Source organism: Erythrobacter sp. BLCC-B19 (assembly GCF_028621955.1).
In the GTDB taxonomy this organism is placed as follows: domain Bacteria; phylum Pseudomonadota; class Alphaproteobacteria; order Sphingomonadales; family Sphingomonadaceae; genus Erythrobacter.
Window position 1 is genome coordinate 1165060 of record NZ_CP117516.1, and the last position, 22286, is coordinate 1187345.

The 22286-nt window shown below is 67.8% G+C and carries 18 protein-coding genes and 1 pseudogene; 6 read left to right on the forward strand and 13 right to left on the reverse strand.

Annotated features, from left to right (window positions below; genetic code table 11):
• Positions 1-172 precede the first annotated feature (172 nt).
• Positions 173-823 (forward strand): PilZ domain-containing protein, encoded by a 651-nt coding sequence (locus PS060_RS05330; RefSeq protein WP_273986020.1) that lies wholly within the window; start codon positions 173-175, stop codon positions 821-823.
• On the opposite strand, the gene msrB is transcribed toward PS060_RS05330, so the two are convergent.
• The 4 genes from msrB to PS060_RS05350 all read right to left on the reverse strand — a co-directional run bounded on the left by msrB (position 820) and on the right by PS060_RS05350 (position 5124).
• Positions 820-1320, reverse strand: a complete 501-nt coding sequence (msrB, locus tag PS060_RS05335) for a peptide-methionine (R)-S-oxide reductase MsrB (protein WP_273986852.1) — start codon at positions 1318-1320, stop codon at positions 820-822. The two genes, PS060_RS05330 and msrB, sit on opposite strands and share 4 nt — an antisense overlap.
• A gap of 89 nt (positions 1321-1409) precedes the next feature.
• A complete protein-coding gene (locus PS060_RS05340) occupies positions 1410-2759 on the reverse strand; it encodes a cytochrome P450 (RefSeq protein WP_273986022.1) in 1350 nt (449 codons plus the stop codon).
• A gap of 104 nt (positions 2760-2863) precedes the next feature.
• Positions 2864-4117, reverse strand: a complete 1254-nt coding sequence (locus PS060_RS05345) for an ABC transporter permease (protein ID WP_273986024.1) — start codon at positions 4115-4117, stop codon at positions 2864-2866.
• On the reverse strand, positions 4114-5124 hold the full coding sequence (locus PS060_RS05350; RefSeq protein WP_273986025.1) for an ABC transporter ATP-binding protein: 1011 nt from the start codon (positions 5122-5124) through the stop codon (positions 4114-4116). The genes PS060_RS05345 and PS060_RS05350 overlap by 4 nt, the downstream gene beginning before the upstream one ends.
• A 46-nt stretch (positions 5125-5170) precedes the next feature.
• Here PS060_RS05350 and queG point away from each other — a divergent pair, with 46 nt between their 5' ends.
• A complete protein-coding gene (gene queG, locus PS060_RS05355) occupies positions 5171-6226 on the forward strand; it encodes a tRNA epoxyqueuosine(34) reductase QueG (protein WP_273986028.1) in 1056 nt (351 codons plus the stop codon).
• Here queG and PS060_RS05360 read toward each other — a convergent pair.
• From PS060_RS05360 to PS060_RS05380, 5 genes are all read right to left on the reverse strand, one after another.
• Complete coding sequence (locus tag PS060_RS05360; RefSeq protein WP_273986029.1) at positions 6210-7454, reverse strand: NAD(P)/FAD-dependent oxidoreductase; 1245 nt, start codon at positions 7452-7454, stop codon at positions 6210-6212. The two genes, queG and PS060_RS05360, sit on opposite strands and share 17 nt — an antisense overlap.
• Before the next feature lie 122 nt (positions 7455-7576).
• Complete coding sequence (locus tag PS060_RS05365) at positions 7577-12277, reverse strand: NAD-glutamate dehydrogenase (RefSeq protein WP_273986030.1); 4701 nt, start codon at positions 12275-12277, stop codon at positions 7577-7579.
• Between the two features lie 130 nt (positions 12278-12407).
• Positions 12408-13403: an LLM class flavin-dependent oxidoreductase gene (locus PS060_RS05370; protein ID WP_273986031.1), complete on the reverse strand. Its 996-nt coding sequence runs from the start codon at positions 13401-13403 to the stop codon at positions 12408-12410.
• Entirely contained in the window at positions 13400-14278 is an 879-nt protein-coding gene (locus PS060_RS05375; RefSeq protein ID WP_273986032.1) for a hypothetical protein, read from the reverse strand. Before PS060_RS05375 ends, PS060_RS05370 begins: the two co-directional genes overlap by 4 nt.
• Before the next feature lie 6 nt (positions 14279-14284).
• Positions 14285-15019 (reverse strand): alpha/beta fold hydrolase, encoded by a 735-nt coding sequence (locus PS060_RS05380; RefSeq protein WP_273986033.1) that lies wholly within the window; start codon positions 15017-15019, stop codon positions 14285-14287.
• Positions 15020-15099: 80 nt separating this feature from the next.
• On the opposite strand from PS060_RS05380, the gene PS060_RS05385 reads away from it, so the two are divergent.
• Positions 15100-16758, forward strand: a complete 1659-nt coding sequence (locus PS060_RS05385) for an alkaline phosphatase D family protein (protein WP_273986035.1) — start codon at positions 15100-15102, stop codon at positions 16756-16758.
• On the opposite strand, the pseudogene PS060_RS05390 reads toward PS060_RS05385, so the two are convergent.
• Positions 16755-16871: pseudogene (locus PS060_RS05390) on the reverse strand (helix-turn-helix transcriptional regulator); the annotation flags it as partial. The gene PS060_RS05385 and the pseudogene PS060_RS05390 sit on opposite strands and share 4 nt — an antisense overlap.
• Before the next feature lie 256 nt (positions 16872-17127).
• Between PS060_RS05390 and thrS the strand changes: the two are divergent.
• From thrS to PS060_RS05405, 3 genes are read left to right on the forward strand one after another with little or no spacing between them, the layout of a single operon-like run.
• Positions 17128-19122 (forward strand): threonine--tRNA ligase, encoded by a 1995-nt coding sequence (gene thrS / locus PS060_RS05395; protein WP_273986036.1) that lies wholly within the window; start codon positions 17128-17130, stop codon positions 19120-19122.
• Positions 19123-19138: 16 nt separating this feature from the next.
• Positions 19139-19489, forward strand: coding sequence for a hypothetical protein (locus tag PS060_RS05400; protein ID WP_273986038.1), 351 nt, complete (start codon positions 19139-19141; stop codon positions 19487-19489).
• A complete protein-coding gene (locus PS060_RS05405; protein WP_273986041.1) occupies positions 19490-20233 on the forward strand; it encodes a sulfite exporter TauE/SafE family protein in 744 nt (247 codons plus the stop codon).
• Here the strand turns inward: PS060_RS05405 and PS060_RS05410 are convergent.
• The 3 genes from PS060_RS05410 to PS060_RS05420 all read right to left on the reverse strand — a co-directional run bounded on the left by PS060_RS05410 (position 20230) and on the right by PS060_RS05420 (position 22227).
• Positions 20230-20994, reverse strand: coding sequence for a DUF1223 domain-containing protein (locus PS060_RS05410; RefSeq protein WP_273986043.1), 765 nt, complete (start codon positions 20992-20994; stop codon positions 20230-20232). The two genes, PS060_RS05405 and PS060_RS05410, sit on opposite strands and share 4 nt — an antisense overlap.
• An 84-nt stretch (positions 20995-21078) precedes the next feature.
• Positions 21079-21213, reverse strand: a complete 135-nt coding sequence (locus PS060_RS05415) for a hypothetical protein (RefSeq protein WP_273986045.1) — start codon at positions 21211-21213, stop codon at positions 21079-21081.
• 36 nt (positions 21214-21249) lie between these two features.
• Positions 21250-22227, reverse strand: a complete 978-nt coding sequence (locus PS060_RS05420; protein ID WP_273986048.1) for an agmatine deiminase family protein — start codon at positions 22225-22227, stop codon at positions 21250-21252.
• Positions 22228-22286: the final 59 nt, after the last annotated feature.

Here is a 22286-nt window from a genome sequence, read left to right on the forward strand (position 1 = left end):
CCCCGCCGCCCCTACGTCATTTGACAGGGCACAAGCGCGACAGCGGTTCTGTCTCATTATCACCCTCTTAACGCCTTGTACGTAATCCATGATTGGAAGCAGGAGACAAAGGCGTCTTCTGCGTGTCTCGCCAGTGCCAGGACCAGGGGCTGTCGGATTGGGACAACAGGACATGGAACCAGCGACCTCTCCCGCATCGCTCGAACCGAGCCCCGACGTCGGCGGCAGCGAACTGCGCGCCGCGCCGCGCTTCACCCTGCTGATCCGCGCCGCCAAACTGGTCTCGGCCCAGGGCGAATTCGTGTGCGTGATCCGCGATGTCTCGGAAACCGGAGTGAGCGTGCGCCTGTTCCATGCCCTGCCGGTGTGCCAGGATTTCGCCCTGCATATGCCCGCGGGCGCGGTCTATGAGATCACCCGCAAGTGGCAGCGCGACAACGAGGCCGGCTTCGCGTTCCTCGAACCTGTCGCAGTCGAGCAGCTGGTCAACGAATCGAGCGACTATCCCAAGCGCGGCCTGCGGCTGGGGCTGTGTTTCCCGGTGGTGGTGACCACCCTGTCGGGCCAGTTCGAGGCGGTGGTCGAAAACCTCTCGCAGCAAGGCGCGCGGCTGACCTGCGATCGGCTGCTGGCGATCGACCAGACGGTGCGAATCGCTGCGCCCGGTCTTGCCGGGGAAACCCGCGATGTCCGCGCCAAGGTGCGCTGGCGGCGTGATCGTCAGTATGGCGTGGTGTTCGACGACACCTTCACGCTCGGCGAGTTCGCGCGGCTGGCAGCGCAGCTTCAGGCGCCGGCGCTGCTGGACGACAACGCCGCCTAGGCAGGGACGAACTTCAGCGCGACCCCGTTGATGCAGTGCCGCTTGCCGGTCGGGCGCGGGCCATCATCGAAAATGTGGCCCAGATGCCCGCCGCAATCGGCGCAGTGCACTTCGGTGCGGGCGTAGCCGATGAGGTAATCGGTGCTGGTACCGACCGCGCCCTTGTCCACCGCCTGCCAGAAGCTCGGCCAGCCGGTGCCGCTGTCATACTTGTGCGCCGAGGCATAGAGCGGGTTGGCGCAAGCCGCGCACACGAAGGTTCCTTTGCGCTTTTCCTTGTTGAGCGGCGAGGTGAAGGCGCGCTCCGTCCCCGCTTCGCGCAGCACGTGATACTGGTCGCGGGTCAGCAGTTTCTTCCATTCGGCGTTCGACTTGCCCTTGGGATAGGACTTCGCCTCGGCAGGGGCCGCCCCGCAGGCGCTCACGAAGGGCAGCGTCGCGGCAAGGCTGGCACTGGCAGCGATCAGGCGGCGGCGGGTGAGGACAGGCACGTGCATCGGTGTCTCCGTGGCAGCGGACATCGCGCCCGCTCCCCTTATACGCCGAAAACCCGCCCGAAGTTTCACACCCGCCTGCCGTCGCGGCATCAGAAGGTGGTGATTTCCACTTCGAGCTTGCGGAATCCGTGGACGAAGTTCGCCCGCACCCGCTCGACATCGCCCGCGACGTGCACGCGGATCCGGCGCTTGTGCATTTCCTCGAGCAGCACCCGCAGCTGAAGCTCTGCCAGCCGCGCGCCCACGCAGCGGTGGATGCCGTAGCCGAAGGACAAATGGCGGCGGGCATTCTCGCGGGTGATGTCGAGCTTGTCGGGATTGTCGAACACCTCTGCATCGCGGTTCGCGCTGATGTACCACAGCACGACCTTGTCGCCGGCCTTGATCTGCTGGCCGAAGACCTCGGTATCCTCCGTGCAGGTGCGGCGCATATGGGCCAGTGGCACCTGCATCCGCAGGATCTCCTGCACCGCGTTGGGGATCAGGTCGGGGTTTTCCTCGTAGAGCTTGCGCTGGTCGGGGAACTTGTCGAGCGCGTGGATGATCCCGCTCATCGTGTTGCGGGTGGTATCGTTGCCGCCGACGATCAGCAGGATCAGATTGCCCATGAATTCCTCGGGCCGCATCTGGTTCATCGCCTGCGAATGGATCATCATCGAAATGAGATCATTGCCCGGCTCGCTGTCCATCGTGCGCTCGATCCACAGCGACTGGAAATAGGCCGCCATTTCCTGAAGGATGCCCCAGCGCATCTCGTCGAGTTCGCGCACCGTGGCGAGCTCGGTATCGCCCGACCAGTCCGACCAGAAGGTCAGCAGGCGGCGGTCTTCCCAGGGGAAGCCGAAAAGGATCGCGAGCATCCCGGTGGTCAGCTCGATCGAGACGGTATCGACCCAGTCGAACACTTTGCCGCGCGGCAGGCTGTCGAGCAGCTCGCCGGTGCGCTGGCGGATCTCGGCCTCCATGTCCTGAATCGCCGTGGGCGTGAACTTGGGGGCAACGGTGCGGCGCTGGCCGGTGTGCTGCGGGCGGTCCATCGCGATGAACATCGGCAATTCGCGGCTTTCGACCCCGCTGGCGGCAGCCTCTTCTTCCGACAGACGGTTCAGGATAGTGATCCCGCCATGCTCCCAGCTCGACGAGAAGGTTTCTGGCAGCGCCTCGATATGCTGGATCGCCTTGTGGCCAACCACTGCCCAATAGGGGCCGAACGGGCTTTCGGGAATCCAGTGCAATTGGCCTGCCGCGCGCATCTCGGCAAAGATCGGCTGCCAGCGGTCCTCGAAATAGATGTCCGAACGGCTCACATCCCACGGATGGGGGTGGCTGAGGCGCTCTTCGGGATGGTTCTCGAAGTGGGCCTTGAGCGCATCATAGGACGAAGGTTCGCGGCGCACTTGCGGGCGCTGCACCGGGGTGGGCGGGGCAATCGTGGCCATATCTGTCTCCCGTCGGGCGGCCTCGTGGATGGGCCACCCTGATCCGAGTCGCAGTCTGCCTTAACTTACAGCCTTGTCAATAGTAGGTTGCGAATCGGAACCGATCAGGCGGCGAGGCGAGCGTTTTTGCGGGACTTGTCGCGTCCCGCCCCACCCGATTTCATCACCCGCTTGCGGAACAGCAGCGAGCCGCCCTTGACCAGCGCCACCACAGCAACCGCCTGCCAGGCGAGGGCAACAACGTGCGTCCACACCTCGGGCTCCATCGCCGCCCGCGCCAGCATCGCGAAGGGCGAGGACAGCGGGAAGGCAATCGCGGCGAGTTCCAGCGCGGAACCGGGCTGCTTGATGGTATAGGCGGCGAGGAAAAACACCATCAGCTGCATCATGGTGACGGGCATCGACAGGGTCTGCACCTCGCGCACCGAACTCGCCATCGAACCGATGGTGAGGAACAGGGCGCCGAGCAGCAGGTAAGCCATCGCGAAATAGACCACCCCCAGCGCCACGAACAGCGGCCAGCCGACCGCAGGCGCGGGCAGGTTGGCGATGTTGAAGCCGGTGACCTGCGTGATCGCATCGCCGCCCAGTGCAAACAGCCCCCAGGCAACCGTGCCCCACACCGCGATCCCGACGAAGGAGACCGCGAGCATCGCAAACAGCTTGCCCATGAATACAGCGTCCATCGGAATAGCGGCGGCGAGGATCTCGATGATCTTGTTCGCCTTTTCCTCGACCAGGTTCGACAGCACCATGCCCGCCAGCAGCATCGTCAGCAGGAACAATAGCATCTGCGCGATCTGCGCGGTCTGGATGCGGGTCGTGCGCTCGGAAGCGGCGCTGGTGGTGACAACTTCGGTGCTGACCGGCGGGAAGCTGGCCGGTTCGGCGCTGGTGGCTTCAGCGGCGACGAGGCCGATCGGCCCCTTCCAGCGGCGCAATTGCCCCTGCGTGCCGACCAGCGTGGGCTCGGCGAGGGTGCCGGTCATGATCGCGGCATAATTGCCCCGGCGCGCTTCCATGAAGGCGCGGGCGTTGAAAGCGGGGTCGCTCGCCGCTTCGGGCACGGCGCGCAGATCGGGCAGCGCGCCGCCGAGCTGGCCCGACAACCGCTCGCCCGCAGCGATCATCGCGGCGTTTTCCTGCGGGGTCATGGCAAGGCCAACCTCAAGGCTGACCGCCTCGCGCTGCACCTCGCCGCCGATGCTTCCGGCAAGGCCGCCGACGATCACCGGGAACAGCGGCCCCAGAAGGAAGAACAGGAAGGCGCGGGAGAACAGCACGGCGACGAAATCGCGCCGGGCGATGACCCATGCGGCTTCGAGCGCGGAGAGGCGCGGGCGGAGATTCTCGCTCATCGGGCGGTTCCCTCGTTATCGGCTTGCAGCTGGCGCGCGGCGGCCTCGCCCGCGATGGCGACGAAGGCATCGTGGAGGCCTGCGCGCTCGATCGAGAGCGAGAGGATGCCCGCCTCGCCTTCGATCAGGCCCTTGAGCAACGGCTCGATCCCGGTGGCGGGCAGGGGGAATTGGAAGAAGTCGCCGTTGCGGCGGGTTTCAGGCGGCAGGAAGCTGAGCCATGCGCCTTCGCGCGCCCGCGTTTCCAGCCGCACCTGCGCCGGGATGCGGTCACGGGCGGCCTCGACAGACCCCGCATAGGGCACCTTGCCCCCGGCGATGATCGCCACGCCTTCGCACAGGCGTTCGGCATGGTGGATCACGTGGGTGGAGAAGATCACGGTCACGCCATCATCGGCAAGCGCGCGGATCATCAGTTCCAGCTTGCCCTGATTGATCGCATCGAGGCCGGAGAACGGCTCGTCCAGCACCACCAGCCGGGGCTTGTGCACCAGCGTGCCGAGCAGCTGGACGGTCTGGGCCATGCCTTTGGACAGCTGGCGGATCTGGCGGTCTGCCGCATGGCCAAGGCCATGGCGTTCGAGCAGCTCCACCGCCCGAGCGCGGCCCTCTTTCAAGGGCAAACCCCGCAGCGCACCCATGAAGGCAATCGCCTCGATGCACTTCATCGCCGGGTAGAGCCCGCGCTCTTCGGGCAGGTAGCCGATCAGCCGGCCAATATCATGCGGGCGGTCATGCCCGAACACGCGGCGCACGCCTTCATCCGGGTCGATGATGCCGAGCAACATCCGCAGCGTCGTGGTCTTCCCCGCACCGTTGGGGCCGAGAATGCCGTAGATCGCGCCCTCGGGGACGGAAATGTCCACCCCGTCCACCGCGCGCGTGCCGTCAAAGCTCTTGACCAGCCCGCGCGCCTCGATCGCCAGCGGACGCGCATCGGCGGGAACGGCGATGGAGCCGTCCCCGTGATTGCCCGTCGCCGCATGATTGCTTACCGCCATATCCATGGCATACGCGGTTAGCGGGCAGGATTAAACGGGAGCCTCTCCAGACATGGTTAACGCGCCCGCAACCCTTCCTGACAGGATCGCCGAACGGGCGCTGGCCGAGGGCTTTGCGGTATGCGGCTTTGCCAGCGCGGGGGAAGACCCGCTGCGCGCTGCGCGGCTGGAGCAATGGCTGGGCGATGGGCACCATGGCAGCATGGAATGGATGGCAACCCGCCTCGATCACCGCCGCTCCCCACAAGGGCTATGGCCCGAGGCGAAAAGCGTGATCGCGCTCGGCATGAGTTACGCGCCTGCGCATGATCCGCTGGCGCTGGAGGGGTCGGATACCCACGCCCGCATCTCGGTCTATGCGCAAGGCAAGGACTATCACGATGTCGTCAAGAAGCGCCTGAAGGCGCTGGCCCGCTGGCTGGTGGAGGCGGTGCCGGGCGCGCAGGTGAAAGTGTTCGTCGACACCGCCCCGGTGATGGAAAAGCCCTTGGGCGAGGCGGCGGGGATCGGCTGGCAGGGCAAGCACACCAATATGGTCAGCCCCACCCACGGTAGCTGGCTGTTTCTTGGAGCAATCTACACCACGCTCGATCTGACCCCGGCAGAGCCGCACCGCGACCAATGCGGAAGCTGCCGCGCCTGTCTTGATGCGTGCCCCACCGATGCCTTCCCCGCGCCCTATCGGCTCGATGCGCGGCGGTGCATTTCCTACCTCAACATCGAGCACAAGGGGCCGGTGCCCGAGGAACTGCGTGCGGGACTGGGAAACCGCATCTACGGCTGCGACGATTGTCTGGCGGTGTGCCCGTGGAACAAGTTTGCCTCGGCCGCACAGGCGATGCGGGAATTCCTCCCCCGCGCCGAACTGGTCGCACCGCGGCTGGGGGAATTGCTGGCGCTGGACGATGCGGGGTTCCGGGCGCTGTTCTCCGGCTCCCCGATCAAGCGCATCGGGCGCGACCGGTTTGTGCGCAACTGCCTCTATGCGGCGGGCAATAGCGGCAATGCGGCGCTTACCGCACAGGTGACGGCGTTAACCGACGATCCCGATCCGGTCGTTGCCGAGGCGGCGGAGTGGGCCTTGGGCAAGCTTACAGGAGGTCCTTGAGCGCCACCTCAGGGTCGGCCAGCACCGCCGGATCAATCTTGCCGCAGCCGCTCTCGAGCAGCTTTCTTGCCTGCACATAGTCCTTCATCGTGCCCACACAGTCGAAGGCAATCGGCTTGCCGTGTTTCATGTAGACCACGGTGAACTTGCGCGTCGCCGGATCGCCGCGCAGCACGGTCGCATCGAATCCGAGGCTGAGGCCGGCAGTCTGGAGCTTGAGATCATACTGGTTCGACCAGAACCACGGCAGCGCATGATAGGGCTGCTTGTCGCCCATGATCGCGCGGGCCACCGTGTTTGCCATGTCGTTGGCATTCTGCACCGATTCCAGCCGGATCACGGCGCCATCGGCAAAGTCGTTGGCGTGCGCCGCACAGTCGCCGATCGCAAAGACATCGTCGAGCGTCGTGCGGCAGTACTCATCAACGTCGACCCCGTTCGATCCCGCCGCGCCTGCCGCAATCAGCGGCGCGACAGCGGGCACGATGCCGATGCCGACCACCACCATGTCGCAGGCGACCTCGTCGCCATTGTCGAGCCTGACGCCGGTGACCTTACCCGCCTCCTCGCCCAGCACCGCGTGCACCCCGGTTTCGAGCCGCACATCGACCCCCTGACGGCGGTGCTCCTCGGCATAGAAGGCCGACAATTCCTCGCCCGCGACCCGCGCGAGCAGGCGCGGGAGCATCTCGACCAGCGTGACCTCGCAACCGAGCTTGCGCAGGACGGCAGCCGCCTCCAGCCCGATATAGCCGCCGCCGATCACCAGCGCGCGTTTTGCCCCGTCGGCCAGTGCCTGCATCATCGCGTCCGAATCGGACTTGTCGCGGACGTAGAACACCTGGGGCAGCACCGCGCCCGGCACGGGCAGGCGGCGCGGATCGCCGCCGCCCGACCAGATCAGCTTGCCATAGGTGACCTCGCCCCCATCCGACAGGGTCACGCGATGCGCATGGGGATCGATCGCCGTCACCGCCGCGCCCAGATGCAGGGCAATGTCCTTCTCCGCCCAGAACCGCTCGGGCCGGATCATGATCCGCTCGAAGCCCTTTTCGCCCGCGAGATATTCCTTCGAGAGCGGCGGCCGTTCGTAGGGCGGGGCATCGTCGCGGCCGATCATCAGGATCGAGCCGTCAAAGCCGTGCTGGCGCAGCGCAATCGCCGCCTGCGCGCCGCCGTGGCCGGTGCCGACGATGACGATGTCGGCGTGCTGGTGCGTGGATTCCATGGTCTGTCTGTGCCCCTCCGGCAATGTGCGGGCCTTGATGTGGCGCAAATTGCCGAAGGGTCAAGTTAGCGGATTGGCTGTTCGCTGGAGCGAAGCGGCGGGGCGGGCGATCTGCGAGCGCGTCAGCGCTCCAGGAGGTTGCGCGCCTGACTGGCGATCTGGGCGAGCATCGCCGCGCCCACCGGGGGGCGGGCCTGCGCGCGGGCGATCAGCTGGCGGAACTGCGCGACGCCTGCAGCATTGCGCGCCGCCCAGTCCGCCACCGCGCCGCGCGGGTCGCTGGCCGCGGTCTTGTCCTGCATCAGACGGCGCAGGAACTCGATCCGCATCTGCTGGAAATCCCGCGCGAGGCCCGACACCAACAGCCGCTCCCACACGTCCGAAGGCGACATATGCGCCGCCGTCCCCTGCGCCCAGTCGAGGCCGAGCCGGGTGCCGATGTCGGTGAAGGCATGGGTGAGCCGCTTGGCCTCGATCCCGCTGGCGAGCGAGGCTTGCGCGAGGCCCACCGCGCCGTCGAAGTCGAACAGATTGGCGACCCGCGCTGCCAGCCCGTCAGGCGCACCGGCGGCGGTAAAGCCCGCCTTCAGCGCCAGCGAGCGGGCGCGCGGCTCGTCGGTCAGCAATTCCTCGCGTCCGGCGACCAGCGCGGCGACGCCATCGGCCAGCGCGCCGATCATCGCGCCCGCCGCGACCTTGCCCGCAGCGGTGCGCAGCACGTCGCTCATCAGGTTGCCGACCGCAGCCGCAAGCCGGTCAAACAGCGCCAGCCGCGCCGCTTCGGGAATGTCGGCAGCATCAAGATCGCGCCACAGCGGGGCGAGGTTGAACAGGTTTTCGGCGACCACGAAAGCGCCCGCCACTTCGGCCAGGCCCACGCCTTCCTCCTCGGCGAGTTCGAAGGGGTGCACCATGCCGAGCCGGTTGACGATGCGGTTCGACAGGCTCGTCGCGATCATCTCGCGCCGCAGCCGGTGGCCCTTGATTTCCGCCGCATAGGCCTTGCGCATCGCCGAAGGGAAGCGCGCGATCAGCAGCGGTTCGAGCACCGGATCATCGGGCAGGCTGCTCGCTTCGATCGCCGATTGCAGCGCCAGCTTGGCCGATGACAGCAGCACCGCCAGCTCGGGCCGGGTCAGCCCGTGGCCCTCGCCCGCGCGGCGGGTGAAAGTTTCGGCATCGGCCAGCCCCTCGGTGCGACGGTCGAGATCGCCGGCTTCCTCCAGCCGCTCGATCAGGCGGACATAGGCCGATGTGGCCGCCGCCCCGCCGGTCTCGGCCACCGACAGCGCGAGCGCTTGCAGGCGGTTGTCCTCCAGCACGATATCGGCGACCTCGTCGGTCATCGTCGCGAGCAGGGTGTTGCGCTTCTTCGGGCTGAGCCTGCCGCTGGCTGTCGCCGCAGCCAGCGCGATCTTGATGTTGACCTCGTTGTCGGAGCAATCGACCCCGGCGGAATTGTCGATGAAGTCGGTGTTGATCCGGCCCTCCGCCAGCGAAAAGGCGATGCGCCCCGCCTGCGTCACGCCGAGGTTCGCGCCTTCGCCGATCACCTTGGCGCGCACGTCCGTGGCATCGACGCGCAGGGCATCATTGGCCGGGTCGCCGACCTGGATATTGTTCTCCTGCGGCGCCTTCACATAGGTGCCGATCCCGCCGAACCACAGCAGGTCGACCGGCGCCTTGAGGATCGCGGTAATCAGCGCCTCGGGTTCGATTTCCTTGACGTCGATCCCCAGCACCTCGCGCGCCCGCTTGGAGAGCTTGATGACCTTGGCCGAGCGCGGGAACACGCCCCCGCCCTTGGAAATCAGCGCTGTGTCGTAATCGTCCCAGCTCGAGCGGGGCAGGGCGAACATCCGCGCGCGTTCCTTCCAGCTGGCGGCAGGATCGGGGGTGGGGTCGATGAAGATATGGCGGTGATCGAAGGCGGCGACCAGCTTCAAGGCCTTCGACAAGAGCATCCCGTTGCCGAACACATCGCCCGACATATCGCCGCAGCCCGCAACGGTGACGCTGTCGGTCTGGACGTCTATGCCCATCTCGCGGAAGTGGCGCTGAACGCTGACCCACGCCCCGCGCGCGGTAATGCCCATCGCCTTGTGGTCGTACCCGTTCGACCCGCCGCTGGCGAAGGCGTCATCGAGCCAGAAGTCGCGGCTCTGCGCGATCCCGTTGGCGATGTCGGAGAAAGTCGCGGTGCCCTTGTCGGCGGCGACCACGAAATAGGGGTCTTCCCCATCGAGCACTTCGACGGCCTTGGGGTGGACGACCTTGCCATCGACGATGTTGTCGGTGACCGACAGCAGCGTGCGGATGAACACCTCGTAGGAGGCACGGCCTTCCGCTGCCCAGCTATCCCGGTCGATCGCGGGGCTGGGGAGCTGCTTGGGATAGAACCCGCCCTTCGCGCCGGTGGGCACGATCACCGCGTTCTTGACCCGCTGCGCCTTCATCAGACCGAGGATTTCGGTGCGGAAGTCGTCGCGCCGGTCAGACCACCTGAGGCCGCCGCGCGCCACCGCGCCCGAACGCAGGTGAATGCCCTCAACCCGCGTCGAATAGACGAAGATCTCGCGCCAGGGCAGCGGCTTGGGCAGGCCCGGAACCTTCGCGGATTCGAGCTTGAAGGCAAGCGCCTCGGCCGCGGCCGGAGCAAAGGCGTTGGTGCGCAGCACCGCATCCAGCACCGCGCGGTAGAGCCGCAGCAGGCGGTCATCGTTGATCGCGGTAACCTTTGCCAGCCCGCGGGTGAAGGCGGCCCCCGCAGCGGCCACCGCTTCGTCGCGGTCGCCCTTGAAGGCCGGATCGTGCCGCGCCTGGAACAGCGCGATCATCGCCGCTGTCACTTGCGGCGCGGCGACCAGTGCATCGACGACAGTGTAGATCGTGTAGCTCACCCCGGTCTGGCGCAGATAGCGATAGATCGCGCGCATCCAGTTCGCCTCGCGCAGCGACAGGCCGGCGGCGGGGATCAGGCGGTTGAAGGGATCGTCTTCTGCGCCGCCGCTCAGCACGTCGGCCAGCGCTCCCTCGATCAGGCCTGCGCGGTCCAGCAGTGCCCCGGCTTCGCGACCGGCGGGCAGGGTGAGCACGAATTCGTGGATCGACCCGAGGGTCGGATCGGTCAGGATCGTCGGCACTTCGGCCAGCACCCGGAACCCGAAATTCTCGAGCGCGGGCACTGCGTCCGACAGCGCGAGCACGCCATGGGGGACATAGACCTTGAGCCGCAGCGTCTCGGCCCCGTCGGCGGGCCAGCGATAGAGCCGCACAGCCCGATGCCCCGCGCGCTGCGCTCCGCCCTCTCCCAGCGCCAGAGTGCGCAGCTTGGCGATATCGCGCGCGGCTTCTTCGGGGCCATAGGCAAGGCGGTAACCGGTCGGGAAGGCCGGGGCATAGCGGCCAGCAAGCGCGGCGGCACGGCCCGCCTCCTCGCCGGTGGCGGCCAGATGGCCCTCGACCGCCTCGTTCCACCCGCGCAGCAATTGCGCCAGCTGCGCCTCGATCGCGGTATCGTCAGGCAGATCGGCGCAGGCGCGCACATCGATCAGGAAGCGCAGCAGGGCGAGCGTCGAACCTTCGACCTCAAGGCTCCAGTCGAGCAGCCGCGCTCCCGGCGCCTGAAGCAGCATCGCCTGAATCTGCAAGCGCACCTCGGTCGACAGCTGATCGCGCGGCAGCCAGACGAAGGCGAAGACATGGCGCTCCAGCATCGATCGCACCATGATGAGGCGCGGGCGCGGCCGGTCGATCAGCGCCATCTTGGTGGCAACCAGATCAGCAACGCGCGCCGGATCGAAGGCGGTCAGCAGGTCGTTGGGCAGCGAGGTGAAGGCGTGCACCAGCGCCTTGCCATTGTGCCCGGCCGGATCGAAGCCGAGCCGCGCGGTCATGTCGGCGACCATGCGGCGCAGCACCGGCACTTCGGACGGCCGCTCGTTCAGCGCCGCACTGGTCCACAGCCCGGCATGGATCGAAAGCGCGGTGATCGTCTTGCCTTCGCGCACGGGCACGATGAACAGGTCGAGCGGGCTGGCGCGGTGGACGCGGGCCTGGACGTTGGACTTGATCGCCAGCAGTGCCTGCGGGCGGCCCGCCGCGTCGTGCCGGTCGAACCATTCGAAGGCGCGGGCATAGGAGGTATCGGCCAGCAGGTCGTGCGCCGAGGCCCGGCAGATGCCGAGCCGCGCGGCACTGGTGCCGTCACGGTGGCGGGTGACATGGCCGAGCTGGGTCAGCATCCCCGCCCCCAGCCACGACAGCAGCGCGCCTGCCTCGGGATCGACCGCGCCCGCCAGCGCGGCATCGGCGGTGATCGCGGCCTGCATGGTCGGCCAGTCGCCGACCGCTGCCTGGACATCGGCCAGCGTCGTCTCGAGCGCGGCCAGCAGTTCGCGCCGCTTGCGGGCGTCGACGCGCGGGGTTTCGATGTAGATCAGCGATTCGCGCGCGCCTGTCTTGCCCAGCCCAGCGATGGCACCGGCCGCGTCACGCTCGACCGGGGTCACGGGGTGGAGCAGCAGGTCGATTCCCACGCCCTGCGCGGCAATCGTCGCCGCGACAGAATCGACCAGAAACGGCATATCGTCATTGATGAGGCCGATGCGCAGGTGACGGCGGTCGCCACCGGCGGATTCGAGCGCGACCAGCGACTGGCCGGGGGCGCGGGTGGCGGCGGCGGTGAGCAGCCAGCCCGCCGCCTCGTCGAGCGCCGCCTTGCCGAGCGGCGGATCGCCGGGCAGCATCGAGGCTTCCAGAGCCACCCGCAGAGCCTTGATCAGCGCCTTGGAAGGCGCGGCGACGGTGGTTTGGGGCACCATGAAAGGCTCCTGCTCGTCCTGCGTCCGGCCTGCGCTTCGTGCGCAACATTATTATGCCGGATTGTTGTTATCGTATGATGTGGCGATACACTTTCATCTGCGCCGTGCCAAGCGGGATGATGACGTAGCGTCAGGCGGCGGGCACGGTCTGGCAGGCGTCGAGCGTCAGTTCGAGGCTGCGGATGCGCGCGTCCGGGTCGTAGGTCGCGCCGCAGAGCATGATTTCGTCCGCCCCGGTGCGCTGCACGAAGGCGGCAATCCCGTCGCGCACCTGTGCGGGTGTGCCAACGGCAGCGGCCTGCCCGATATGCGCGAGCATCGCCTGCGCGGGGGCGGGCAGGGTTGCGGTGTAATCCCTGATCGGTGGCGGCAGCCTGCCGGGCTGGCCCGAGCGCAACCGCACGAAGCTCTGCTGCTGCGAAGAGGCGAGCAGGCGCGCCTCGGCCTCAGTCTCGGCGGCAAAGACATTCATCGCGACCATCACATGGGGGCGATCCAGCGCGTCTGACGGCTGGAAGTCGCGGCGATAGACCGCGAGCGCGGCGTCCAGATGATCGGGCGCGAAATGCGCCGCAAAGGCATAGGGGAGACCAAGTTTCGCCGCGAGCTGCGCGCCGAACAGGCTCGATCCCAGCATCCACAGCTCGACCTTGGCGCCGAGGCCGGGGGTGGCGGCGATCGGCATCTCGAGATCGCCGGTCAGCAGCGCGCGCAGTTCGACCACGTCCTGCGGGAAGTATTCGGCGGCCTGGTGGAGGTTCTTGCGCAAGGCGCGCTGCAATTCCGGCCCGGCCCCCGGCGCGCGGCCCAGCCCGAGGTCGACCCGCCCGGGGAACAGCGCGTCCAGCGTGCCGAACTGCTCGGCGATCTGGAACGGGGTGTGGTTGGGCAGCATGATCCCGCCCGATCCGATGCGGATGCGGCTGGTGGCATTGCCGATATGCGCGAGCACCACCGAGGTCGCGCCGCCCGCAATCCCGTCCATCGCGTGATGCTCGGCCACCCAGAAGCGGTCGCATCCCACCGCCTCGGCGGCGCGCGCCAGCTGCGTGGTGGCGGCGAAGGCTTCGGTGAGGGTGCCGCCCTCGCGGACGGGCACGAGGTCGAGCACGGAAAAGCGGGTCATTGTTGCAGAGCCTCCTGGGCGGGCGCAGCGGCAGTCTCGCCTGCCCCGCCCAATTGCGCAAGATAGCCCTTGGCGGTGGCAGCGGCGGGATGTTCGGGGGCGAGGCTGATCACCGATTGCCAGCTCGCCCGCGCGGCCTCGTCACGCCCGGCCAGCACTGCGATCACCCCGGCCTCAAGCCCGATCTCGGGGCCGAGACCGGCGCTGCCCGGGGCGATGGCCGAGGCGCGCTCGATCGCGGCCTGCGCCTCGCCAAGCCGGTCGAGCCGGCGCAGCAGCGTCGCCTTCAGGAGCCAGCCCTCGGCCCGGTCAGGCGCGGCGGTGGTGGCGATGTCGAGCGCGGCGAGCGCCTCCTCCCCCCGCCCCAGCGTCACCAGCGCGCGGGCGCGGTCGGTGGCGGCGATGGCTTCGAGCGGGGCGGAACCGGCAGCGCGTGCCTCGCCCTCGGCCAGCGCCAGCAGCCCTTCCGCGCCCGCCGCATCGCCTCCGCCCAGCGCGGCGTTGCCCGCCAGCGCGGCATAGCGGGCGCGGGTGCGGGTCTCGTCCTCGGGGGTTTCGGCACGGGCGGCGGCAAAGGCGGCGCGGGCATCGTCCCACAGGCCCAGCTCGCTCGCGGCAAGGCCAAGACAGTGGTTGGCGAGCACCCGGTCGGCCCCTTGCGTCTCGCTGCGGCGGATTTGCGCCGTGGCATGGGCGCGCGCCGGGTCTTCGGCGAGCTGATCGAGACAGGTTTCGAGCCAGGCGCTGGTCGCGTTCAGCTCGGTCTTTGCCGCCTCGGCCCGTGCGGGCCGATCGCGCACAAGATCATCGCCCTGCATCCCCCCGCCGAGCGGATTGGGGCCGACTTGCAGCAACACGGCGAGGATCAGGGACATGGGGCGCTATCCGTAAAAACCGGCCACGATGGCCTTCAATGCGGCAATGTCGCTGTCACGCGACAGGCGGTGATCGCCGTCCTCTACCAGCGTCACCTGAACCTCAGCCGACCCGAGCGCCGCTTTCAGCCTGAGGCTGATCTCCCACGGCACATCGGCATCGGCCTTGCCGTGGATCAGATGCACCGGACAGGCGAGATCGAGCCCGCGCTCCAGCCGCAGGTGACATTCGGCATCGGCGAAGAAGCCGGGATGGGTGGGCGTCGGCTCGGGGCCATAGGGGTTCGGCTCGAGAATCGTCTCGCCCGCCGCCAGCGCTGCGCGCTGTGCCGCGGTGTAGCCCCAACGGGTGAAATCGGGCGCGGGGGCAATGCCGATCAGCCCGGCGAGGCGGTGTTTCAGATGCTCGGCCACCAGCAGCATCAGCCATCCGCCCATCGAGGAGCCGACCAGCAGCACCGGCCCACTGACATAGGACGCCACCAGCGCCAGCACCTCGTCCCGCCACTTCGACAGGGTGCCATCGGCGAACTCGCCGTCACTCAGCCCGCAGCCCGAATAGTCGAGCAGCAGGCAGGCGCGTCCGGCCAATTCAGCCTCGGCGAACAGGGCGCTCGCCTTGCTGCCGCTCATGTCGGACATATAGCCGGGCAGGAACACCAGGCACGGCCCTGACCCATGGGTGTAGCGAAACGCGATGCGGCGGCCATCGTAAAGGGTGTGGTGCACAATGTCGGTCATGCCGCTCCCATGCCTTGCGCCGCGCCGCAAGCGCAAGCATTGTCACGCAAGCGCAACGGGAGAGGACTACGCGCACCGCCATGCCCAACACCACATCTGCGGGCCTGCCCGCCGCCACCGCGCTCACCCGCCGCAGCTTGTTCACCCTCGCCGGAGCCGGGGCTGCCGCTGCCGCCGCGCCTGCCGTAGCGCAGGGCTTCGGCACCGGCTTCACCCACGGCGTTGCGAGCGGCGAGCCCTCGGCGAACAGCTTCCTTTTGTGGACCCGCTATGTCGGGGACGCAGGCCGGATCGAATACATCGTCTCCAAGAGCGCCGACATGAGCCGCCCGGTCGGCGGCGGATCGGTGCCCGTCTCGGCCGAGCGCGATTACTGCGTCAAGGCCGAGGTGATGAGCGATCTCGAACCTGACACGTGGTATTTCTACCAGTTCATCGCCCCCGATGGCACCAAGTCGCCCGTGGGCCGCACCCGCACCCTGCCGCAAGGGCCAAGCGCGCGCTTCCGCCTCGCGGTGTTCTCCTGCTCGAACTATGGCTTCGGCTGGTTCAACGCCTATGCCCACGCCGCCGAGGCGAACGATGCCGACCTTGCGGTGCATCTGGGCGACTACATCTACGAATATGGCGCGGGCACCTATCCCACCGCCGGGCAGGCTCACCCTGACCGGGTGCTGGCCCCTTCCACAGAGATCGTCGCGCTGACCGATTACCGCCTGCGCTACGCCACCTACCGCGCCGATCCCGACCTGCAGCGCCTTCATCAGGTGCTCCCCATGATTGCCGTCTGGGACGATCACGAAAGCGCCAATGATTCGTGGAAGGACGGCGCGCAGAACCACCAGAGCGACACCGAGGGCGAGTGGGCCATGCGCAAGGCCGCCGCCAAGCGCGCCTACCGCGAATGGATGCCGGTCTCGGACGATCCCTACAAGGCCTATCAGGTCGGCGACCTTGCCACCCTGTTCCGGCTCGACACCCGGCTTGAGGGGCGCGAGCAGCAGTTCAGTCTTGAAAAGCTGCTCGACGGCAAGACCGATCCCGCCGCAGCCGCAGCCGCACTCGATGCCTTCCGCGACGGGGCATGGTCGGACACCGAACGCCAGTTGCTCGGAGCCGCGCAGGAGGCGTGGCTGGCCGATGCACTCAAGGCTTCGACCAAGGCTGGCACGTCATGGCAGGTGCTGGTGCAGCAAGTGCTGATCGGCAACCTCAAGACCCCCACCGCGCTGGTCGAGGGGCTGGGTGCCGGCGTGCCCGATTTCGTCGCCAAGCGCCTCGCCGCCGCCGCGCAGGCGAGCAAGGCGGGCCTGCCCTCGAACATGGACGCCTGGGACGGTTACCCCGCCGCGCGCGAACGCGTGTTCAAGGCGGCATTGAACGCAGATGCGAACCTCGTGGTGCTGGCGGGCGACACCCACAATGGCTGGGCCTTCGACCTGACGCAGGACGGCGCGGCCGTGGGGGTGGAACTGGGCGTCTGCTCGGTCAGCTCGCCCGGCTTCGAAAGCTACCTGAACTTCATCAAGCCCGACACGCTGGCAAGCGCGATGGTGGCCGAAAACCCGCAGCTCCAATGGGCCGATACATCGCAGCGCGGCTACATGGTGGTCGAACTGACCCCGACGCGAGCGGAGACCGAGTACCGCTTCTCCAGCGGCGTAAGGCAGCGCTCGGCCAAGCTGGCGGGGACGAAGCGGATTGCGACCGACAAGGGTTCGGGCAAGCTGGTGGTCTAATCCCGGCAGAAAATCGCCTCTATCGGCAGGCCGAACACCTCGGCGATGGTGAAGGCAAGCGGGAGCGAGGGATCGTAGCGGCCATTCTCGATCGCGTTGACGCTCTGGCGCGAGGCTGTTCATAAGGGGTGACAGGCGAACGCCATAAGCCTATGGACGCCCGCATGGCACAGACGCTCGCCACCACCTGCACCACCACCACGACCCGGACTACCATCCGGGGGCGGGGTGCTGCGGCATAGAGCCTGCAGCCCGCCGCCCGGATCGGGGCGGCGCGGTGTTCTCCCTGATCCGGTACCTCGCCCAACACCGCTCTTCCGGTGCGATGCCCTTTGTCCTAAGGCGCGCCAAACGAGACGGATTTGAACGATGACCGAACTGCTCAAGATCAGCCTGCCCGATGGCTCGGTGCGCGAAGTGCCGCGGGGTTCAACCCCGGCGGACATTGCCGCGGCGATCGGCCCGGGCCTCGCCAAGGCAGCGATTGCTGCGCGCGTCGATGGCGAGTTGCGCGATCTGACCCGCCCCTTCGATGGCGACGCGAACCTCGCGCTGGTCACCTCGCGCGACGAGGCCGATGCGCTCGAACTCGCCCGCCACGACTATGCTCACGTGCTGGCCGAGGCGGTGCAGTCGCTGTTCCCCGGCACGCAGATCACCTTCGGCCCGGCGACCGACGACGGTTTCTACTATGACGTGAAGGCGCCGGACACGCGCGAACCCTTCGGCATGGACGATCTGCCCGCCATCGAAGAAGAAATGCGCCGCATCATCCGCGCCGACAAGCCGCTGCGCCGCGAGGTGTGGAGCCGCGAGCAGCTGATCGCCAAGTGGGCGGGCGAGGGCGAGACCTTCAAGGCCGAATGGGCCAAGGAACTGCCCGAGGGCGAGGAGCTGACGGTCTATTGGTCAGGCAACGACTGGCTCGATATGTGCCGCGGGCCCCACCTGCCCTCGACCGGCAAGCTCGATCCCGATGCCTTCAAACTGATGCGCGTCGCCGGGGCCTATTGGCGCGGCGACCAGAACAATGCGCAGCTGACCCGCATCTACGGCACCGGCTGGCTCAACAAGAAGCAATTGCAAGCCCACCTCACGCGTCTGGAAGAGGCCGCCAAGCGCGACCACCGCAAGCTGGGCCGCGAGATGGACCTGTTCCACTTGCAGGAGGAGGCCCACGGGAGCGTCTTCTGGCACCCCAAGGGCTACCGCATCTGGCGCGAGCTCGAGAGCTATATGCGCCGCAAGATGGACGGCGGCGGCTATCGCGAGATCAAGACCCCGCAGCTGATGGACGTGCGCCAGTGGACGCAATCGGGCCACTGGGGGAAGTACGCGCAGAATATGTTCGCCGTCCCCGACATCGTCCCCGATGTCGACGAGGAGAGCGGCGTCGCCTCCCCCAAGGTGGCGGATGACGCGGCATGGATGGCGATCAAGCCGATGAACTGCCCGGCGCACGTGATGGTCTTCAAGCAGGGGATCACCTCCTACCGCGACCTCCCCATTCGTCTGGGCGAAATGGGCTGCTGCCACCGCAACGAGCCCCACGGCGCGCTGCACGGCCTGATGCGCGTGCGCCAGTTCACGCAGGACGATGCGCATATCTTCTGTACCGAGGGGCAGGTCGTCAGCGAAGTGCAGGCTTTCATCGCGCTCGCTGACAGCGTGTATCGCGACTTCGGCTTCACCTACGACATCAAGCTCGCCCTGCGCCCCGAAAAGCGCTTCGGCAGCGAGGCGGACTGGGACAAGGCCGAGCAGGAGCTGCGCGATGCTTTGACCGCCAACGGCCTCGAATGGGAGGAACTCCCCGGCGAGGGCGCGTTCTATGCCCCCAAGCTCGAATGGCACCTCACCGACGCGATCGGGCGCACCTGGCAGGTCGGCACGATCCAGTCCGACCGGGTTTTGCCCGAGCGTTTGGACGCGAACTACATCGGCGAGGATGGCGAAAAGCACCGCCCGGTGATGCTCCACCGCGCGATCTTCGGCAGCTATGAACGCTTCATCGGCATCCTGATCGAGCATTTCGCGGGCAAGCTCCCGACCTGGCTCGCCCCGGTGCAGGCGGTGGTGGCGACGATCGTTTCGGACGCGGACGCCTATGCCCATGACGTCGAGGCGCAGCTCAAGGCGGCCGGCATCCGGGTCGAGACCGACACCCGCAACGAGAAGATCAACTACAAGGTGCGCGAACACTCGCTCGCCAAGGTCCCGCACCTCTTGGTGGTCGGCAAGCGCGAGGCCGAGGAAGGCACTGTCGCGGTGCGCACATTGGGCGCGGAGCACCAGAAGGTGATGCCGCTCGCCGAGGCGATCGCGATGCTGCGCAGCGAGGGCACCCCGCCCGACATCGCCTGACGGGGCACGGACCGCCATGCCGACGATGATCACCCTCTCGCTGCTGCTGAACATTGCGGTATTGCTGCCGGTGACGGGGAGCATCCTTACGAATGCAGGGTGGGTGGAGGCGGCCTACGGCCCGCCCTCGCCCGCCCGCGGCATTCTGCTCGCGGTCTATCTCGCGATCCTCGCAGGGTCGGCGGCGCTGCTGTGGAAGCCGCTGCCGCAGATGGTCGCCGCGCTGCTGCTGGTGCAGATCGCCTACAAGCTGCTGACGCCGTTCACCGTCGGCACGCTCGCCAATCCGGTCGTGCTGAGCAACCTCGCCATTGCCGCCTTCCACGCGGTGACGGTGACGCTGATCGTCAGGGGCACGACCGCCTAGATGGAGGTCTTCGGGGGCTTCACCGCGATCCAGATCGCTGTCGCCTTCGGGGCAGCGCTCGGCTCGGCCTTCGTGCGTGGGCTGACCGGGTTCGGCATGGCGATCCTGCTGGTGCCGGTGCTGGCCCTCGCCCTGCCCCCGGTTGAGGCGGTGGTGCTGACCAACGCGCTGTCACTGATGATCGGCGCGACCGAAATCCGCAGCCTGGTGCGCGATGCGGAACGGAGCGCGTGGGTGATCGGCGCGCTGGTGGTGGTGACCACGCCGCTGGGCCTCTACGCTCTCTCGCTCACCGGCAAGGATGTGGCGCGGCTGGTGATCGCGCTGATCGCGCTCAGCGCCTTTGTCGCGATCCTGCTCCCGCGCCGGGGCGAGGCCATGCCGGGGCCGCTGGCGACCGGCGGGGTGGGCGCGCTGAGCGGACTGATGACGGGCTATGCCGGGATGCCGGGGCCGCCGGTGGTGCCCTATTATGCCGGACGCACCCTGCCGCGCGCGACCATCAAGGCCTCGATGCAGCTGATCTTCACCATTGCGGCGAGCGCCGGCCTGGCGAGCGCAACCTGGCTCGGCATCCTGCGGTGGGAACTGCTGGCCTTCGCACTGGTGATGCTGCCGCTGATCATCGCGGGCAACCGGCTGGGCGCAAGGGTGTCCGGGCGGGTGAGTGATCCGGTGTGGCGGGGATTTGTCGGACTGGTGCTGGGCGGCGCGGCCGTGGCGGCGCTCGTCCGTGTCCTCTAGGCGACCCAGCGCGCGGCGAGCACCGTGCCGCCGCCCGGCTGGCGCAGCACCAGCGCATAGCGATCTGCCCCCGGCACCTTGAGTTGGCCCGCGTCCAGCGCAAGCCGCGCCTGGCCGCCCGCCCATTCGCCGATCTTGGTCTCGGCGCGCAGCACGTTGGTGTAGCCGATCCGGCGCCCGCCATTCTCGCCGCTGCCGATGCCGACCGTCACCCGGCGGGTCACGGCAAGCAGAACCAGTTCGGCCTTGCCCGGCGTGCTGCCTGACAGATCGATGGCATAACCCGTCCTGTCCCGTGCCACCCGGATGGCCGCGCCCCCTGCCTGGCCGAACCGCGCGACCCCGTCAGCGATGCTCCGGGCGTTCGAACCGACGGCGCCAAACTGGCCGTTCACCACCAGCTGCGGGGTATAGACCCCGTTGCGCCCTGCAAGACCCCGGCGCGCGTAGTTCTGCTGGAGCGCGGTGTTATCCTCGCGTGCCAGCGTGTCTTTCCACCCGAGCCGATCCCAATAGGTGACAGGCCGCGCGATCACGACAAGGTTGGGATCGGTTGCCAGCGTCTCGGCAAGCCTGTCGGCCGGCGGGCAGGACGAACAGCCCTGACTGGTGAACAGCTCAAGCAGCACCGGCTCGCCGGTCACCGCAACCGGATTGCGCGTGGCGGGCGCAGCGGGCGCATCATGCGAGACACCAAGCGTCGCCGCGCCCAGCACGACGAGCGTGCCGAACAGCGCAATCACAGAGCGATTGAAGGTCATCAGGTCATCCTCGCCGAACAGGGTCGAGGTTGCTTTCGCGGATTCGCCGCGGCCGGTTACGCGCAGGCGTTCAGCGGAGAAAAATCAGAACGGCAGTGCCTTGCCGGCAAGGATCAGCGCCGCGCCGCAGCCAAGCACGATCATGCGCCGCGCCAGTTCGACCGAATCGAAGCGGGCCGAAGGGACGAAAGGCAGGGCCAGAGCGAGTGCGCGGTTCATGGCTGCGCAATCTCGCCCCAAATCCCTAACGAAGCGTTAAAGCGCCGGCATCTGCTGGCTGGCACAGTGGAAGCCGCCGCCGCCGGCCAGCACCGCCTCACCCGGCAGGCCGACGCACTCGCGGTCGGGGAACAGCGCGGCGATGGCGGCGACCCCGTCGGCATCGTGGGGGGAGCCGAAGGTCGGCACGACCACCAGATGTGTGGTAATCGCGAAATTGACGTAGCTCGCCGGTTCGACCCGGCCCTCGCGCTCGATCCGGCCGGGCGAGGGGATGCGCACGACTTCGACCCCGAAAGCCTCGGCGCGGGCGGCCGCATCGGCGTAGATCGCGGCGTTGGGATCGTCCTTGCCGGTCGCGTCAGGCACCACCAGCCGGTTCGGGCCGACAAACCGCGCGAGATTGTCGACGTGCCCGTCGGTGTGATCATTGATCAGGCCGTCGCCCAGCCACAGCACCCGATCGAAACCGAGATGCGTCGCCAGTTCCGCCTCGATTGCGGCGCGATTCATCTGCGGATTGCGATTGGGGTTGAGCAGGCATTGCTCGGTCGTCGCGACCAGCCCGGTGCCATCGCCATCGACCGCGCCGCCTTCGAGAATCATCGGCGTGTGGGTAACGGTGAGGCCCGCATCGCGCGCGATGGCCTCGCCGATCTCCATGTCGCCGGGCATCAGGTACTTCCCGCCCCAGCCGTTGAAGCCGAAGCGCCGGGCGATGCGGGTCTGGCCATCAGTCACCACCAGCGGCCCGGTATCGCGCAACCAGACATCGCCATAGACGCGGCGATCGAGCGTCACCTTGCTGCTCACCAGCGCGCGCGCGCGGGCTTCGTTGGCCGCGTCGCGCACCAGCAGGCGCACCTGCTGGCCGCTCTCGGCAACGGCGCTGGCAAAGGCCGCCATCTGCTCCTGCGCCGGTTCGAGCCAGCCCGGCCATTCCTCGGCGAGATGCGGGAAACCGATCCACAGCCAGTCCTGCGGAGCCCATTCGGGAGGCATGATGTAGGTCATGGAGCGGCCCATCGCAGAGCGACCGCACGCACGCAAGCGCGCGCAACCTCTTGCGGCAG